The following is a 17,481-nucleotide window of genomic DNA, read 5'->3' as shown; positions in this document are numbered from 1 at the left end:
TCATGAATATTCTTATTGGTGGATCATAAACCTTGTTACCCTAGTTAAAAACGCTATCATAATTGATAATTTATCAAATATTATTTGAATATAAGGCTGGCAACAATGCTCATTCAAGATCTCGAGGTGGTGTTAAAAGTTGCGGAGTTTCGCAGTATTACCGCAGCAGCAACTAGCTTGGATATGCGTGTGGCAACGGCAAGCGCAGCAGTCAAGCGGGTAGAGGCTTCCCTTGGTGTGGAGTTGTTTGTGCGTACAACGAGGCAGCTTAGGGTGTCACCTGCCGGTGAGCGCTATTTGCCCCAATGTGAACAAGCATTGCAGATGTTAGGTAGCGCAAAGCAAAACGTGCGTGATGACCTTGATGTGATCGATGGTGAGATAAGGATTGCGTTATCGTCCGATTTGGGAAGAAATGTTGTTACGCCTTGGTTAGATGAGTTTCTTGCTAATTATCCTAATGTTGCCCTGCGAAGCAATATTAGTGACAGTAATATCGACTTTTACCGAGATTCTGTCGACATGGCACTTCGTTATGGCTCACCGACCGATGCCAGTATGTATGGCTTCAAAATTTGTAATATACCGCGCTTGATGTGCGCTTCAACCATTTACTTGGAAGCACACGGTGCGCCTAACACGCTGGATGAGCTTAAAACACATAATGGGCTTTTCTATCAACTACGGGACATTGTGCAAGATGAGTGGCGTTTTAATCATGGCGATGAAATTCATAAGTTAAGGCTTAAAGGTAATCGTTCATCTAATGATGGCGATTTAGTTAGGCGTTGGTGTGTGTCAGGGAAGGGAATCGCCATTAAATCATGCCTGGATATGGCAGATGATTTGCTTAATGGGCGAGTGGTCAATGTGATGCCAGAGTATAGACCGACCCCAACCGAGCTGTGGTTGGTATGTCCGAGTCGCCAATCTATCACTCCTACAGTAAGATTATTACGTGATTTCCTCAGAGAGCAAACACATAATGTACTGTCACAGTTGGTCGATACTAAGGTTTTAGACAAGAGCGTATTCAAGTAATTCGCGGTACAGCCTGCTTGTATTGAGCAAGGCGGGCATATTTCTTCGATACCGTTATGGAGTTGGTATCCGGCATTACTTAAAAAAAGTGGATGGCTAATGCCGTCCACTTTTTGTTTATGATTACTCAGTGAGTAAAATTAGTTCGCGCGGTTAAGCGTTACAACGTTGTAGTCTAGCGGCTTAAGCGTCGGCATGTTCTCTGCGATGTAATCGATCACCGCTTGTGCATCGGTGTTACAACGGAAGTTATCAGCCTTACAGTTAGGGGCTTCGCCTTCGTAGTTGACCTTGAAACGGCCTTCAGATTCTACGATGTTCTTCACTTTAAAGCCTGTTAGTTTGCCATCGACATATGCGAGGTCAACACGGTCTGAAGACTTCTGCTGAGCTGTAAATAACGGTGTCCAGCCATCGTTACCGGTTGCGTTATAGTTGTTAACGGCAACATTGTAAGTCTTGTTATCTTCGATTGGTGTCCATGTTGGTGCATCGGCAGTGCCAGTCATTACTTCAACGTAGTCCAGCTTACCGTTTTGGTAAGGCGTGGTTTCAGTGTATTGGTAACGGATGTGACCACCGTATGGGAATTTACCTGCGTGAGAGCCTTCTGGTAGGGTGGCAGAAACAGTGCTGTCAATCAGTTCTTTTATGTACTTACCTTGTACAGGTACAACAGACATGAAATTAGAGAACGGTAATAGCTCTAGTGAAATGTTACCTTCACGATACTCACCCGCTTCAATGTTGGTACGAATACCGCCAGCACCGATCAATGAGAAGTCGACTTTCATGCCGGTTACGGCAACGACTTCTGGAGAGTTAGCCCAGTAGTACTGGCCAGCAGCCAGAATAGGAGCAACGTCAGAGCCGTGAACATCGGTACCACCGTCACCAGGGCGACGCTCGTGGTTGATTTCTGCAGGTACCTGGGCAATCACTTTACCGTAGGCTTCATCAACAGCCGGCTTGTACTTGGTGTCGATGATCTGGCGCATTACTGCTTCTTCTTCAGTAATGGTGATGTTGTTTTCACCTTCAATGAAGTTAACCACAGAGGCCGTTTCGTCAGCATTGAATTCGCTGCCTGCTTCACGCAGTGGCGAGTGGAAGTATTCTTCGTTAGTTAGCAATACGTTTAAGCCAGCACAGTTGCTTACTTGGCCGTTGGCATCAAAAGAAACGTCTAGCTGGCCGATAGCTTGTGAGTATTCACCTGCTTGGACAACACAGGTTTGGCCTTGACCATTCGGATTCTGAACCATTTGGGCGTATTCGCCACCGTGGTCATGACCGATGTTGGTGAAGTCGCCCAAAAGGGTGTGCGAGTGACCACCAACGATCAGGTCGATACCGTTAACTTTAGAAGCAACTTCTACATCAACCGCATTACCGATGTGGGTTAGAGCGATAATGTTGTTGATGCCTTTGGCTTGGAACATATCAACGGTGGCTTGAGAAGACTCCACCATGTCGTGGAAAATTACATCACCAGTATTAGGCGCGATGTTTGGCATGTCGTCTAGCGCGATACCGAATACAGCAACGATATCTTTGCCTTCAGGAAGGTTGTCTAGGTCAGTGATTTCTGTTTTTTGGTTGCCGTCGAAAGCGTAAACAACATAAGGTTTGAGGTTGGTTTGGCCTTTCAGGTCTGCATCTTGGCTGGTGTCGATGTTCGCAGCAAGAACAGGGAAGTTGATGTCACCGATGAACTGGTTAAGTTTTGCGTTATTAAGGTCAAACTCGTGGTTACCCAGAGCCATGGCATCAATGCCCAAGCGGCTAAGTAGTTCCGCATTCATTGCGCCTTCATTCAGTTTGAAGTAAGCGCTGCCTTGCCATGCGTCACCACCGTGAAGAAAAAGGAAGCTTTGGTTATTGTCTTCAGCTGCTTTTTTGTATTCGTCTGCCATGGTTTGCAAACGAGGGAAACCACCAAACTCGTTATAAACCAGCTTGTTTCTTGCCCAGAAGCTGGACTTAACAGGATCGAAGTTGGAATGCGTGTCGTTGATGTGCGCGACGGTCAGGGTAAAAGAGTCGTTATTCTCTAAAGTGGGCTGAGCACAACCAGCCAGCGCAGCTGTGACAGAAAGCGCAATGAGAGGCTTAGTAAACTTCATTTGATAACCTATTTATAGATAGTGAAAAGCCTTATTTAATCAAGGCTTGCGCACTATATACGAGATGAATTGGAGGGGCAATTACAAAATAGTGACATAAAACTTCAAGCTGTAAATATAAAGCAAACGATTGTGTTGATCGTTTGCTTTGATGGCTCATGTATCCCAAATTAGCTGGCAAAGTGAGGCTGATTTTGACGTAAGCCAGTATTTTTATATTGTCCACATAAAAGAAAAGAGCCAGCGTATTGAAACGCTGGCTCTTAGTTTGTCATCTTAAAAAGATTACTTGCTGGTAGCGGCTACTGGCTCAGTACCTTCTGGGTGCCATGCACCGTCTAGGTCGTCTAGTTCTGGGAACTTAGAACGGTCGAACTCAGGTGTTTTACCGGCTTTAAGCTGTGTCTCGTAGTCTTTGATAACCTTGATAGCCAGCTTAGATAGCATTACTAGAGCAATAATGTTGATTAGCGCCATCATACCCATAGATGCATCAGCTAGGTTCCAAACAACTGGAAGTGATGCTACAGAGCCAAACATTACCATCACAAGTACACATAGACGGAAGGCAAGTAGGCCTTTCTTAGTGTTACCGTTCAGGAACATTACGTTGGTTTCAGCGTAGCTGTAGTTCGCAATGATAGACGAGAAACAGAACAGTAGAATCGCTGCAGCCATGAAGTATGTTGTCCAGCCACCTAGTTCGCTTGTTAGCGCTTGCTGAAGTAGGCTGATACCTGTTGCTGCGTTTGGCTGATCCATCACGCCACTTAGCATGATCATAGCGGCAGACGCTGAACAGATAACGATAGTATCAACAAATACACCTAGCATCTGAACAAAACCCTGTGATGCAGGGTGGTTCGGGTTAGGTGTTGCACTTGCTGCAACGTTAGCTGCAGAACCCATACCCGCTTCGTTAGAGAAGAGACCACGTGCGATACCACTTTGCATTGCTTGAGCAATCGTATAAGCAACACCACCTGCTGCTGCTTCCTGCCAACCAAATGCACTCTTAACAATAAGCGCAAGCACTGCAGGCAGCTCTGTGATGTTCATGATTACGATGACCATTGCGATAGCAAGGTAGCCGATTGCCATGACTGGAACAATCTTCGCTGACGCTACTGCAATCTTACGAAGGCCGCCCATGATGAAGAACGCAGAGCACGCAACAATCACAACACCCATAATGGTTTCGTCAAAGCCAAAAGAGTGGCTTAGTGCGTCTGTAATTGTGTTTGCCTGTACAGCGTTGAACACTAGGCCAAATGCAATGATTAGGAACACAGAGAATAGTGAACCCATCCAACGCATGCCTAGGCCTTTTTCCATGTAGTAGGCTGGACCACCACGGTATTGACCATCAACATCTTTGGTTTTGTAGATCTGCGCCAGTGTTGATTCGATGAAAGCAGTAGACATACCGAATAGTGCAATCACCCACATCCAAAAGATAGCACCAGGGCCACCAACAGTCAGTGCAACTGCAACACCTGCCATGTTACCTGTACCTACACGGGCTGCCATTGATGTACAGAACACCTGGTAAGAGCTGATACCGTTATCAACATCTTTACCGCTTTTTAGGACATCAATAGAATGGCGGAATTGGCGAATTTGGATAAAGCCGAGGCGTAAAGTGAAGTAAATACCGACTGCTACCAGTAGGTAAACAAGAAGTTGGCCCCAAAGTACACCGTTAATTGCGCCAATGACAGTTTCCAAACCATCGTTCAGCGAAGTCAACCAAGTTTCGTTTGTAACACTCATACTAATTTCCTGTATATGACACTCAACCAATTAGTAATTGGTTGAGCAAATTGAAACGTCCATTTACATGACAATTCATGAATATGATTCTGAATTTATATTTGTTATTTGCTGGTCGAACCCAGCTATGTGTAACTTGTTGAAGTTACAATTGTGAAACATAGAATCAGGTGTTTCATCTTTAGACGGGGCCGTAAGTTAGCACGAAATTCGCCTAAATCAGTGTGATCCAAATCACACATTTAGAATGGAAAGTATGAAAGGCATGTTTGCAGTGTTTCGTGCTGTAAAACATAGTATTTATTATCAATCACTTATGTTGTTGTGCCTGGCTTTCTTACTGATGCTTAATGGACAGTGTATAATTGATGGAATTTTTACTTTTTACTCTGCATTAACCATTTTAAGCAGAATATTTAACCATGAAGTGTTGAGTGGATTTCAATTATTATTAACATTTGAGGATGGCTGTAAAGGGTATTGAATGGAGTGATGAATATTTTTTCATTATTTAGTTAATTAAAAACCGCTTATTAGAAGCGGTTTTAACCTGTCAAACCATCTAGAGCGGGATGGCTTAATGAAGCGGTTTGTTGAGAGAGCCTTGCTGATGTGATTCATGATAAGCCGCATGGCGAGCTTTTCGGTAGGTAGAGCACTTGATTTTATCGTTATGACTATCGAGTGTTATCAACTCGAATCGGTGACCACAAATACATATATAAGCCCCAGTTTCAGAAACCAGAAATTCTTCATCTTGGCCACATTGAGAGCAAATCGGCAGATTCTGCATACTGTTTCCAATACCTCATTTAAGAATACAGATAGCGACTGGGTAATAGCCAAGTCACCTGAATATAGTAAGTGCACTCTTATATATTGAGTACCAACTTGATGAGTTTTTTAGAGGAAACACTAAATTTGAAAATATTGCTGGAAGGTAAGTTTGCAAATTCTCGAAAGATTGTACACGGAAGCACGAGAGTTTAACTGAAACCATGGCCAGCCTTGAAAGGAAGACCCGCCAAGTGGCGGGTCTTCTTATTTAGTACGTTACATATGAGCCGGTATATTAGAAAGAAGTACGCTTGTAACGACGGTATTCTGATTCCCAGAAGTTATCGTTGATCTTTTCTTTAATACGCTCATCAGTATTCTTCGGTGCTTTACGCTGCTCTACCGCTTTTTTGGCGACAGCAAAAGCAATGTAACGAGAAACATCTTGGATATCTTCTAGCGGAGGAAGCAGTGCGCCTTCACCTTTGATGCCAAGTGGAGAGCATTCAGCCAATGCGCGGCTGCTTTCCATTAGCATTTCATCTGTTACACGACGTGCGCCAACAGCCAAAACACCTAAGCCAATACCAGGGAAGATATAGCTGTTATTACACTGAGCAATTGGGTATATCTTGCCGTTGTGAACAACAGGTTCGAACGGAGAGCCGGTTGCAACCAGTGCTTTACCGTCTGTCCAGCGGATGATATCAGCTGGTGTTGCTTCCACACGGCTGGTTGGATTAGACAGTGGGAAGATGATCGGGCGCTCGCAGTGTGCGTGCATTTCACGGATTACTTCTTCACTGAATAGGCCCGGTACGCCAGATACACCGATCAAAATTGTTGGCTTGGCATTGCGCATCACATCAAGAAGGGAGATATTGTTATCTTCTGTATCCCATTCGTTGATAGACTTGCGTGACTGAACCAGTTTCTGTTGGAAGTTAATCAGGTTTGGCATGTCATCAACAAGCAGACCCCAACGGTCAACCATGAATACTTGGCTGCGTGCCTGTTGATCAGAAATACCCTCTGACACCATCTGGGCAATAATTGCTTCAGCGATACCACAACCTGCAGAGCCAGCACCTAGGAAAGTGATACGTTGCTCAGACAGTTTGCTGCCTGCAGCTTTACACGCTGCTAATAGTGAACCCACGGTGACTGCCGCGGTACCTTGAATATCATCGTTGAAACAGCACACTTTATCTTTATAGCGCTCAAGAAGAGGCATTGCGTTTTTCTGTGCGAAATCTTCGAACTGAATTAGAGCATCAGGCCAACGTTGCTTAACCGCTTGGATGAATTCATCAACAAAGTTGTCGTATTCCTGACCAGAGATACGTGGATGACGCCACCCCATGTACATAGGATCAGACAGACGCTGAGGGTTGTTCGTACCAACATCAAGAACAACAGGTAAGGTATATGCCGGGCTGATACCGCCACATGCGGTGTACAGCGATAATTTACCGATTGGAATACCCATACCACCGATACCTTGGTCGCCCAAACCAAGAATACGTTCACCGTCAGTTACAACAATAACTTTTACGTTGTGACGTGATGCATTGTTTAGCATGTCTTCAATGCGGTCACGGTTAGGGTAAGAGATGAAAAGACCACGGCCACGACGGTAGATATTTGAGAAATCTTCACACGCCGCCCCCACAGTAGGGGTATAGATGATAGGCATCATCTCGGTAATGTGGTTTTCAACCAAACGATAGAATAGGGTTTCGTTAGTATCTTGGATGTTGCGCAAGTAGATGTGCTTATCCATGTCGTTTTCGAATTTCAAAAACTGCTGATAAGCACGCTCAGTTTGTTCTTCAATGGTCTCGATAGCTTCTGGAAGCAAACCTTCCAGGTTGAAGAACATGCGCTCTTCGACAGAGAATGCACTACCTTTGTTTAGCAGAGGAGTTTCAAGTAACGCAGGGCCTGCGTAAGGGATATAGAGAGGGCGTTTATCGTTATTCATGCAATAGACTCTGTTTCGTTGGTAGTTAAAAAATGGGCTATCGTGTGATTTTCCATTTAGGCGCTAATCGTAGATCTACCTTGCTGATTATTCAAAGGGAAAGCGAAGAAATTTCGAGGTCTAGATCAAGTTTTGGCGGGGTTTTTAACGGTCATTAACACGGCAAAATGAATTTGTTTGACTTATGGTTAAATTTATTATGGTTTTAGGTGTTTTGTGTGAGTCGTTTGTTTTGTAGTGTTGTGTCTGCGTGTCAAAAAGACGGGGAAATTCCCCGGGAGCGATGCCGCTGATAAATATAGCAAGTGCGGTTATTGCTGTGTTTGTTTTGTTATTCTTTGTGCTGCCCTGTGTTTTGTGGGTGTTGGTTTTATGTGTTATTGGTGTGTTAGGTGTCATCGAGTAATGGGTTGAAAGGAACACGTAGAACATTTAAGGCGTCGGAGTCTCTATATTTGAGGCGATCAATCCTTTCTAGCACAAAATTCAGAAATTCATTGCCTGTGGTAGATAAGTACTGCCGGGGAGGATGTACAATCCATGAAAGGTTCAACTTTGGCGCGTATGTATGCAGAACATGTTTAAGTAGCTTCTTTTGTACAAACAAGTTTCCTATACGTTGCGATATAAAGATGAACCCATGATGTTGAATACATGCCTCTACTATCAAACTTACACTATTGGAGACTAGTCCAGACTTAAGCTGGATGTATTGACCATTGTCTAATGGTAGTTTGTTGTATACCTGTCCATTACTAAAACGATAAGTAATTAAAGGGTGGTGGCTTAACATGTCGAGAGTTTTAGGCTCACCATGTTTAGATAAATAGTGTGGGGACGCAAATAGTCCATAAACTTCACGGCCTATTTCACGGCCGACGAGGTTTTCTTCTGTTACCTCAGCAGCAAGACGAAAAGCAACATCAATATCATTTTTGACGAGATCTTGTTCGTAAGGTGAACTTATGATTTCGACTTCGACATTTGGATGAAGTTTCATAAAGTCAAACACCAGTTTACCGATGTTCATCATAATCGGTGAAATCATGATTTTTAATTTGCCCGATAACTCTCTATCTGGGCTTTGTAGCTGAGATATGGTTGAGTCAAGTTGCTCTATGATAGGCAGGCTTGAACGATAGAATTTGTTACCTGCTGCCGTGAGTGTGATATGCCTGCTGTGACGATGAAAAAGCTTAGTATTTAAATCTGTTTCTAATTGTTTGATCCTACGACTAATGTTGGATTTTGGTAGGTCTAGCCACTTAGCTGTTTCGGTTAGTGAGCCGAATTCAACAACCTTGTGGAATAGCTTAATATCTTCTGTTTTCATGCCGCAGACCAGAATCGTGACTTAATGCTCTATTTTAGCAAGAAGCATCAGGGTTACTGTTCTAGTTAATGGAACGAATTGTTCTTATGGGTGCTGTTTATAAATTATTCAGGGTTCTTATACTCGTTATCCCATTATGATATTTAAGATACACCTAAGAAATGGCCAACACGTGTAAACATAAGATAGTCGTAAGTATAAAAAGGAGCTGGTGGCAGCGCTTGATCTACAAGCAGATTTATTGCTGCAGCTATTGTAATGAGGAGTTCAAGCTGTGAGCTTGGATAACAAAAGGACTCGAGATCTCGTGCTAAGGAAGAGTGCCAATCACCTGCGTAATGTAAGGGAACGGTTTTTAGAGCGAGTCTACCTTGAACACAGCAAACCTCCCTCAAACAATAAAAGAAAACGCCCGCATTCATGAAATAGCGGGCGTTTTGATCTTATCCGAAAGGAAGGTAGTTACTTCATCGTTTCTACTTTTTGCTGAAGCGCATCAAGTTGCTGCATTTTGTCTTTCAGCCCCATTGACTGGTAGTTAATCGAAGCAGGGTTCATCAACTGCCCTTGCTGCATTGGGTAATCAGGCAGTGTTTTGAAGAAATCGCCAATCACGTCTTGGATTGGAACGAACAACCACATGTTGTCAGCCATCCAGCGCATGTACATACCAGATTCGTGCGGTGCTTTCTCAAATGGGTCAGCACGAAGGTGAATAATCTGTGGCCAGTTCTGCTCGAAACGAATAGCATCTGAAATATTACCTTCCATTACCGCGAAGTTTAGCTTCCAGTCGTGCCAACGAACAGCGTTTAGTTCACCGTTAGCAGAGAAGTACAGCAAAGATTCTCGAGGGCCTTTATTTTCTTTACCTTCAAAATAAGGCTTGAAGTTGTAGCCATCGATGTGGACTTTCCACTCTTTACCGTTAGCGCTATAGCCGTCAGCCAATTTTTCTTTCACGTTTGGAACACCAGCAGCGGCCATTAGTGTTGGCAGCCAATCTTGGTGAGCCATCATTTCATTGATGCGCGAACCTGATTCGATAACACCCGGCCAGCGAACTAGCTGAGGAACGCGCATGCCGCCTTCCCAAGTGGTGCCTTTCTCACCATGGAATGGCGTTGCACCACCATCAGGCCAAGTTACCGTTTCTGCACCGTTATCAGTTGAATAGATAACGATGGTGTTGTCAGCAATCTTCAATTCATCAAGTTTATCAAGCAAGATACCGACGTGGTCATCGTGCTCTAGCATGCCATCGGCGTAGATACTGATCCCAGATTTTCCTTGGTATTTCTCCTGCAGGCGAGTCCAAACGTGCATACGTGTGGTGTTATGCCAAATAAAGAAAGGCTTATCGGCTTTCACTGCTTTTTCCATAAAGGCCAGAGACGCTTCAAGGAACTCCTCGTCTGCGTGTTCCATACGCTTGCGGGTCATTGGGCCGGTATCTTCAATTTTGCCGTCTGCGTAAGATTTGATAACGCCACGAGGACCATAGTTTTTACGGAACTCGGGATCTTTCGGATAGTAGTAAGTTTCTGGTTCTTCTTCTGCATTCAGGTGATAGAGGTTACCGAAGAATTCATCGAAACCGTGAGCGGTTGGTAAATGCTGGTCTTGGTCACCAAGGTGGTTTTTACCAAATTGCGCAGTCACATAGCCTTGTTCTTTCAGAAGATCAGCAATAGTGGGTGCCCAACCAGGAATACCGTGGGTGGAGCCTGGCATACCAATCGTTAATAAGCCTGTACGGAAAGGTTCTTGGCCCGTAATAAACGACGCACGACCTGCGGTACAAGATTGCTGACCGTAGTGGTCGGTAAATAGGGCACCTTCATTGGCGATACGGTCGATATTCGGGGTCTCGTAACCCATCATACCTTGGTTGTATGCACTGATATTCCAGTAACCGACATCATCACCGAAAATCGCCAAAATATTTGGTTTCTCAGCTGCAACAGCAGCGCTTGACGTTGCGAGAACCCCAAGACCGACAGCCAGTTTACTTACGTGGTTTGCCATATTAACTCCATTCAAATTTAGAGAGTTTTTTACTCAGCACAAGATGTGCTTATTTGTTGTTGCGCTAAGTTTCTGGCAATACGCGGATTTTGTCGCTTTATAGCGGTTATAACCTTTGGTTAATTACGTTAGCTAAAGTTCTGCTTTATAGATGATTTATGAGTTTGCTCAATAATAGGCACCGAGGCGCAAATGTGATCTCAGTCACTTCATAATTTGACGGTTTGAACCTTTAGATGAGCAAAAAAATACTTGATTTAGATCAATCAGAGTCGCGGAACTACCTATTGTGAGCTATTAATTTTTGTTGCAGGACGCCATTTATTCTTAGTGACTGAGGTTGATATGACAGCGAGAAAAGGCTTCAAAAGCAGATTAATGATACTTGCAACACTGCTGGCCAGTGTAGCAAGCAGCAGTATCGCAGCAGAAAAACCCAATATTTTGGTTATTTGGGGAGACGACATCGGTCAAACCAATATCAGTGCTTACACATTTGGGTTAGTGGGCTATCAGACTCCAAACATAGATAGCATTGCCAAAGAAGGGATGATGTTTACCGACTATTACGGTGAGCAATCCTGTACTGCTGGTCGCTCTACCTTCATTACTGGACAAACTGTATTGAGAACAGGCTTAAGTAAGGTAGGCCTACCCGGTGCAGATCTCGGTTTGCAGGCGGAAGATGCGACGATCGCCGAAATGCTAAAACCCCTCGGTTATATGACAGGGCAGTTTGGTAAGAATCACCTTGGCGACAAAGATGAACATCTACCAACGTCCCATGGTTTCGACGAATTCTTCGGTAATCTCTATCACCTCAACGCTGAAGAAGAACCTGAAAATGTCGACTACCCGAAAGATCCCGAGTTCCGTAAAAACTATGGTCCTCGTGGCGTTATCAAATCTTACGCGGACGGCAAAATTGAAGATACCGGTCCGCTAACCCGTAAACGCATGGAAATGGTTGATGAAGAAACGTTAGATGCGGCGCTAGATTTTATGGATCGTGCTGTGAAAGCGGAAAAACCGTTCTTTGTATGGTGGAATGCCACACGTATGCATTTCCGTACTCATGTTAAAGAGGAAAACTCGGGTAAAACTGGGATTAGTTTTTATGCCGACGGCATGGTAGAGCATGATAATCATGTTGGTGCGCTACTGAAAAAGGTAGATGACCTTGGTATAAAGGATAACACCATCGTCTTTTATTCTACCGACAATGGCCCGCACATGAACTCTTGGCCGGATGCTGGGTTAACGCCTTTCCGCGGTGAGAAGAACACCAACTGGGAAGGGGCGTATCGGGTACCTGCTATGGTGCGTTGGCCTGGCAAAATCAAGCCAGGCAGTATTTCAAACGAAATAATGCACCATATGGACTGGATGCCAACCTTGGTTGCTGCCGCCGGTGATGATCAGATCAAAGAGAAGTTGCTAGAGGGCTATCAAGCGGGTGACAAGAAGTTCAAGGTTCACCTTGATGGTTACAATTTCTTGCCTTATTTGACGGGTGAAGTTGATGTCGGTCCACGTGAGGAAATTTTCTACTTTACCGATGATGGTGACTTGAGCTCACTTCGTTTCCATAATTGGAAGATTGTGTTCTTGGAGCAGCGCGCTAAAGGGACATTGCGTATTTGGGCTGAACCTTTTACACCGCTTCGTGTACCGAAGATCTTCAACCTCAGAATGGATCCTTACGAAGTGGCTGATATTACCTCCAATACATACTACGACTGGATGCTAGACCGTGCCTTCATGCTAGTACCTGCGCAAGCCTATGTGTCCAAGTTCCTTGAGACATTTAAGGAGTTCCCGCCGAGGCAAAAAGCCGCTAGCTTCTCGCTTGACCAGGTAATGGAAAAGCTCCAACAACCTCAAAATAAATAAGATGTTTTTATATCCAAGTGGCATTCAGTTACGAGGTTCAGCGAGAACTGTGATATCACTTGGATAAATAGGGCTCTTCGGAGCCCTTTTTTGTTTTTCGTACTCTATCTTTATGTCAGAGAACTTACTTCAATCAAGGATGGTTATGGCACGGTTAAATTGGTACAGCGGATGTATCATCGTACTTTTAGGACTCTTGGTTGTTCTATTGATTCGTCAACCTGTATTGGGGCAAACATCAACATATGTGGGTAGTGAAGCCTGTATGGATTGTCATGATGAACAGGTGAAAGCATGGCGAGGTTCGCATCATGAAATGGCAATGAAGCATGCTGCTGCAGACTCTGTTTTAGGCAACTTTTCTGATGAGACACTGAAGCATAATGGAAAAACAAACCGGTTCTTCAAGAAAGAAGGAGAATACTGGGTCCATATAGCAGGTGCCGATCAACAATTCGCGGATTTTAAAATTAGCTATACTTTTGGCGTTTACCCTTTACAGCAATACATGGTTGAATTTCCCGATGGCCGAGTACAGTTAATTCCCTTCGCATGGGATTCTCGTCCACCAGAGCAGGGCGGCCAACGCTGGTTTCATCTCTATCCAGAGACAACGCCTGTAGATGAGTTCTATTGGACCAATGCTGGTCAAAATTGGAATTTCATGTGTGCTGACTGTCACTCAACCAATCTCAAAAAAAATTACGATGAAAAGTCAGATTCTTATGATACTACGTGGTCTGAAATCAATGTTGGCTGCGAAGCCTGCCACGGCCCTGCAAGCGCGCATATTGAATACATCGCGAAATCCAGTGATAAACTAACCACATCTGATTCGAATGAACTGATACATGCAAATACCTTAATGGGCTTTGATCGAGACCTCAGTGAAGCGGTCAAAGAGTGGGTATTCCTTGACGGTCATAAAACCCTACAACCAAAATCTATACATCCAACGGATCAGTTGCAAACCTGTGCCCAGTGCCACAGTCGGCGTACACAGCTTAATGAGTCGGCAAGTCATGTTAAAGGATCGTTTTTGGATAAATATCGGCTGAGTCTTATCACGCCTGAACTTTATTATCCTGATGGCCAAATTTACGATGAAGATTATGTCTATGGCTCATTTTTGCAATCACGAATGGCCGAGAAAGGGGTAACGTGTACCAACTGTCACGATCCTCATACGGCTCAGTTGAAAATTCCAGAAGAAGCGGTTTGCAGCCAATGCCATGTCTCTCCTAAGTATGTATCAAGCAAGCACACCCTTCATGATGCTGGCACAGAAGCAGCTAAGTGCACGACTTGCCACATGCCAGAAACGACTTACATGCAGGTTGATCCTCGGCGCGATCACAGCTGGCATGTGCCACGGCCAGATTTAAGTAAGCATATCAATACGCCAAATGTCTGTACGGGATGTCACGAGGATAAAACGAATCAATGGGCAGACGAGGTGTTAGTGAAGCACTTTCCCGATTCTGATTACCGTCAACAACACTTCGGTGTGGCGTTCTATGCCGATAGCATTGGCCATAATGCGGCGCCAGATGCTCTTTCGTATACAGCACAAGATGCCAGTTTAAGCGATATTATTCGAGCATCGGCATTGTCCAGAATAGCGGGAAATACGGGGCAAAACACCTTGGTCGCTATAGCCAGGGCAGTAAAAAATGATAGTGAGTTTATAAGGTTAGGTGCTATTGAAGGGTCATCGGGCTACGGTTGGCCTGAGCGCTGGCAAATTCTCTCCCCTTTGCTAAATGACCCTGTCCTATCAGTGAGAACAGAAACGGCAGGAGCCTTGGTTGGGTACTGGTCGCAGATGAATATTCAGCAACGAAGTAGCCTAAATAAGCCTTTACAAGAGTATATAGAGATACAGAAATTTAACGCAGACAGAGGTTTTGGCCGGACCAACCTTGGCAATGTTTATCGTGCGCTGGGGGAAATGGATGAAGCGATTGAATGGTATCAAGGGGCTATCGAGATTGAACCTTATTTTGCTAATAGCTATGTCAATTTAGCTGATTTATATCGTAACCAAAAGCAAGAAGGTTTAGCGCTGGAAGTGTTGCAGCAAGGGATAAAGGCACAACCCAATGACAGTGTGCTGCCATACAGTGCTGGTTTAGCCTATTTGCGTGTGGGAAAAACAAAGCAAGCTAACGGCTATTTGAAACAAGCTGCCGAGATGGCTGCAGATAATCCTCACTATTGGTATGTCTACGGTTTGGCGTTGGAAAAAACCGATGTGTTAGCGTCCAGTAAAGCGTTGTCTGCCGCATTTCGTATTAGCGGTAATCCGCAGCACCTCTATGCCCAATGTGAAGTGCTAGCACGGAATTATCAGCAAGGTGAAGTGGCTAGTGACTTTGAGCGTTGCACTCAGCAGTTGGGCAAAATTGTACCGCCTGAAGTGGTTAGTCAATTGAAATTACAGGTCCGCAATTAGTTTTTTCGGCTTAAGCTGTAATGGCCTTTATAACTATTAGTTATTAGTCTTGCAGGTAAGATAGCGTCATTAGATACAGCGAAAGAATTAACCGATGAGGGTAAGTCATGAATCAAGCACAGCAGGCGATTAATCGACTTATTGAGCAAACAGAGAAAAGTGTGATTGGCCAGCGCCATGTGGTGGAAGCGTTAGTAATAGGTTTGTTGGCCAATGGTCATGTTTTGTTGGAAGGCTTACCAGGTACCGCGAAAACACGCTCGGTTAAATCATTGGCGAATTTGTTGAGTACTGACTTTGGTCGTATTCAGTTTACCCCTGATCTTTTGCCTTCGGATGTCACGGGTACGGAGATTTATCAAGATCTCGATGGTAAGCCTCAGTTGCATTTTCAGCCGGGGCCCATTTTTAATAGCATTGTTCTTGCCGATGAGGTGAACCGTGCACCGGCAAAAGTTCAAGCAGCTTTGCTCGAAGCAATGGCCGAGGGAACAATCACCGTCGGTGATACGACCCATCAATTGCCTGAGTTGTTTATGGTGTTAGCGACTCAGAACCCGGTGGAACAAGAAGGTACCTACCCGTTACCGGAAGCGCAGATGGATCGCTTCATGATGAAAGTGACGGTTGAATACCCAGAAGACGAGGCCGAACGGGATATTATCCGCTTAGTTCGAGGTGAAGAGCTGGGAGCAATTGTCACTAGTCCAAACAACGATTTGCAAGACAATATCAATCCTGATGTTGTTTTGGAAGCTCGCCGCCAACTACCCAATATCACCGTCTCTGATCTGGTTGAGCGCTACATTGTTGCTTTAGTCATGGCAACGCGTAAGCCAGAGCGTTACCCCAATTCGAATTTATCTAAATGGATTGAGGTTGGTTCAAGTCCCCGAGCCTCCATTGCCCTTGATAAATGTGCTCGTGCCTACGCTTGGTTGCAAGGTCGTGATCACGTTTTGCCCGATGATGTTCGCGCCATGTCGCCAATGGTGTTGGGGCACCGTTTTACGCTTACCTATGATGCCCTTGCTGATGGGATAAACCATTTGAGGATTGTCGAGGAGTTGCTCGACCATGTAGAAATCGGATAACCGGGGGGCTGTATGGCAAAGCCAAACATTGCGCCTCATTCTACAGGGCTGGATACTCGAATTTACTGTGACTACTCACGTTTGGTGCGCTTACAATCTCAAATTGGTGTGTTTAGTTTATTGCCCCATTTGAAAGCTGGCAGTGTGCTATCAGGTAGACATAATTCGTTGTTTCGAGGCAGGGGCCTGAACTTTGAGGAGTTACGTCATTACCAACTGGGTGATGATATTCGTAACTTGGACTGGAAAGTCACATTGCGCACAGGTAAACCTCATGTGCGAAGTTATACCGAAGAAAAAGATCGCAATGTGATTATCTGTGTCGATCAGCGTAGCCAGATGTTTTTCTCATCCACAACCGTGATGAAGTCTGTTATCGCAGCAGAAATTGCAGCCATGTGCGGTTGGCGGGTACTAAAAGATGGTGATCGTGTTGGCCTTGTCATCGCCTCTGCCGAGAAAATTTATCACAGTAAATCCCAGCGTTCACAGCATGCTTTTATGGCGCAGTTAAAGCTATTAGCGAACGCCAATCAGCAACTCAATGTAGAAACGATCAATAGTGATAGGGTGAGTTTCTCATTGTGGCTCGAGCAAATTAAGCGCATGAAGCTATCTCAGTCGACCATCGTATTTATGACCGATTGGCGGGATTGTGAGGAGCGCCACCTTGATCAGCTCAAGCAGTTACAAATACATAATGACGTATTGGTTGTGTTGATTAATGACCCGCTGGAGCAAACCTTACCCCGAGAGTTAGCTAAATCAAACTGGGTCGTTGGCGATGGTCAGTATCAGCTGAGTCTCGATACGACAGAAAAAGTTGATCAGGCCAGCGCGAGTATGGCAGCGCGCAGTTACCTGACTCGGCAATCATTGACCCGCCTGATGGCATTGAAGAGCTTACCGTTTATTGAATTGGACACTAAAGGGGCTCATATCGCACAGTTTCAGCGACTTGTTGGGAGGCAATAAGC

10 protein-coding genes are annotated in these 17,481 nt (G+C 44.7%); 5 read left to right on the top strand and 5 right to left on the bottom strand.

The window, feature by feature from the left end:
- Positions 1-105 precede the first annotated feature (105 nt).
- Entirely contained in the window at positions 106-1,041 is a 936-nt protein-coding gene (locus ACVA53_RS05035; RefSeq protein WP_446504629.1) for a LysR substrate-binding domain-containing protein, read from the top strand.
- Positions 1,042-1,181: 140 nt separating this feature from the next.
- Here ACVA53_RS05035 and ACVA53_RS05030 read toward each other — a convergent pair whose 3' ends face one another.
- The 5 genes from ACVA53_RS05030 to ACVA53_RS05010 all read right to left on the bottom strand — a co-directional run bounded on the left by ACVA53_RS05030 (position 1,182) and on the right by ACVA53_RS05010 (position 11,062).
- Positions 1,182-3,167 carry a bifunctional metallophosphatase/5'-nucleotidase gene (locus ACVA53_RS05030; protein ID WP_446504628.1) on the bottom strand — a complete coding sequence of 662 codons (1,986 nt, stop codon included), beginning with the start codon at positions 3,165-3,167 and terminating at the stop codon, positions 1,182-1,184.
- A 285-nt stretch (positions 3,168-3,452) separates the two neighbouring features.
- Entirely contained in the window at positions 3,453-4,940 is a 1,488-nt protein-coding gene (locus ACVA53_RS05025; protein ID WP_446504627.1) for an alanine/glycine:cation symporter family protein, read from the bottom strand.
- Between the two features lie 1,072 nt (positions 4,941-6,012).
- Entirely contained in the window at positions 6,013-7,701 is a 1,689-nt protein-coding gene (locus tag ACVA53_RS05020; protein WP_255045221.1) for an NAD-dependent malic enzyme, read from the bottom strand.
- A 388-nt stretch (positions 7,702-8,089) separates the two neighbouring features.
- Positions 8,090-9,034 (bottom strand): LysR family transcriptional regulator, encoded by a 945-nt coding sequence (locus ACVA53_RS05015; RefSeq protein WP_446504626.1) that lies wholly within the window; start codon positions 9,032-9,034, stop codon positions 8,090-8,092.
- A 462-nt stretch (positions 9,035-9,496) separates the two neighbouring features.
- A complete protein-coding gene (locus ACVA53_RS05010) occupies positions 9,497-11,062 on the bottom strand; it encodes an arylsulfatase (protein ID WP_446504625.1) in 1,566 nt (521 codons plus the stop codon).
- A 345-nt stretch (positions 11,063-11,407) separates the two neighbouring features.
- Between ACVA53_RS05010 and ACVA53_RS05005 the strand changes: the two genes are divergently transcribed.
- The 4 genes from ACVA53_RS05005 (at position 11,408) to ACVA53_RS04990 (ending at position 17,479) form a co-directional block, all read left to right on the top strand.
- Positions 11,408-12,955 carry an arylsulfatase gene (locus ACVA53_RS05005; RefSeq protein ID WP_446504624.1) on the top strand — a complete coding sequence of 516 codons (1,548 nt, stop codon included), beginning with the start codon at positions 11,408-11,410 and terminating at the stop codon, positions 12,953-12,955.
- Between the two features lie 139 nt (positions 12,956-13,094).
- Positions 13,095-15,410, top strand: coding sequence for a multiheme c-type cytochrome (locus ACVA53_RS05000; RefSeq protein WP_373689563.1), 2,316 nt, complete (start codon positions 13,095-13,097; stop codon positions 15,408-15,410).
- Between the two features lie 107 nt (positions 15,411-15,517).
- The gene (locus ACVA53_RS04995) at positions 15,518-16,504 is read left to right on the top strand and encodes an AAA family ATPase (protein ID WP_255043017.1); all 987 of its coding nucleotides are present in this window, start codon (positions 15,518-15,520) and stop codon (positions 16,502-16,504) included.
- Between the two features lie 12 nt (positions 16,505-16,516).
- Positions 16,517-17,479, top strand: coding sequence for a DUF58 domain-containing protein (locus ACVA53_RS04990; RefSeq protein WP_446504623.1), 963 nt, complete (start codon positions 16,517-16,519; stop codon positions 17,477-17,479).
- Positions 17,480-17,481 lie beyond the last annotated feature (2 nt).

The organism is Photobacterium sp. DNB23_23_1 (assembly GCF_052873815.1).
The sequence above is the reverse complement of the archived record's forward strand: the minus strand, read 5'-3'. Positions and strand labels throughout refer to the sequence as shown.

Coding starts and splice junctions, on each gene's coding strand:
- ACVA53_RS05025 (WP_446504627.1), bottom strand. CDS start 4,940: ATGAGTGTTACAAACGAAACTTGGTTGACTTCGCTGAACGATGGTTTG.
- ACVA53_RS05035 (WP_446504629.1), top strand. CDS start 106: ATGCTCATTCAAGATCTCGAGGTGGTGTTAAAAGTTGCGGAGTTTCGC.
- ACVA53_RS05000 (WP_373689563.1), top strand. CDS start 13,095: ATGGTTATGGCACGGTTAAATTGGTACAGCGGATGTATCATCGTACTT.
- ACVA53_RS05010 (WP_446504625.1), bottom strand. CDS start 11,062: ATGGCAAACCACGTAAGTAAACTGGCTGTCGGTCTTGGGGTTCTCGCA.
- ACVA53_RS04990 (WP_446504623.1), top strand. CDS start 16,517: ATGGCAAAGCCAAACATTGCGCCTCATTCTACAGGGCTGGATACTCGA.
- ACVA53_RS05020 (WP_255045221.1), bottom strand. CDS start 7,701: ATGAATAACGATAAACGCCCTCTCTATATCCCTTACGCAGGCCCTGCG.
- ACVA53_RS05005 (WP_446504624.1), top strand. CDS start 11,408: ATGACAGCGAGAAAAGGCTTCAAAAGCAGATTAATGATACTTGCAACA.
- ACVA53_RS05030 (WP_446504628.1), bottom strand. CDS start 3,167: ATGAAGTTTACTAAGCCTCTCATTGCGCTTTCTGTCACAGCTGCGCTG.
- ACVA53_RS05015 (WP_446504626.1), bottom strand. CDS start 9,034: ATGAAAACAGAAGATATTAAGCTATTCCACAAGGTTGTTGAATTCGGC.
- ACVA53_RS04995 (WP_255043017.1), top strand. CDS start 15,518: ATGAATCAAGCACAGCAGGCGATTAATCGACTTATTGAGCAAACAGAG.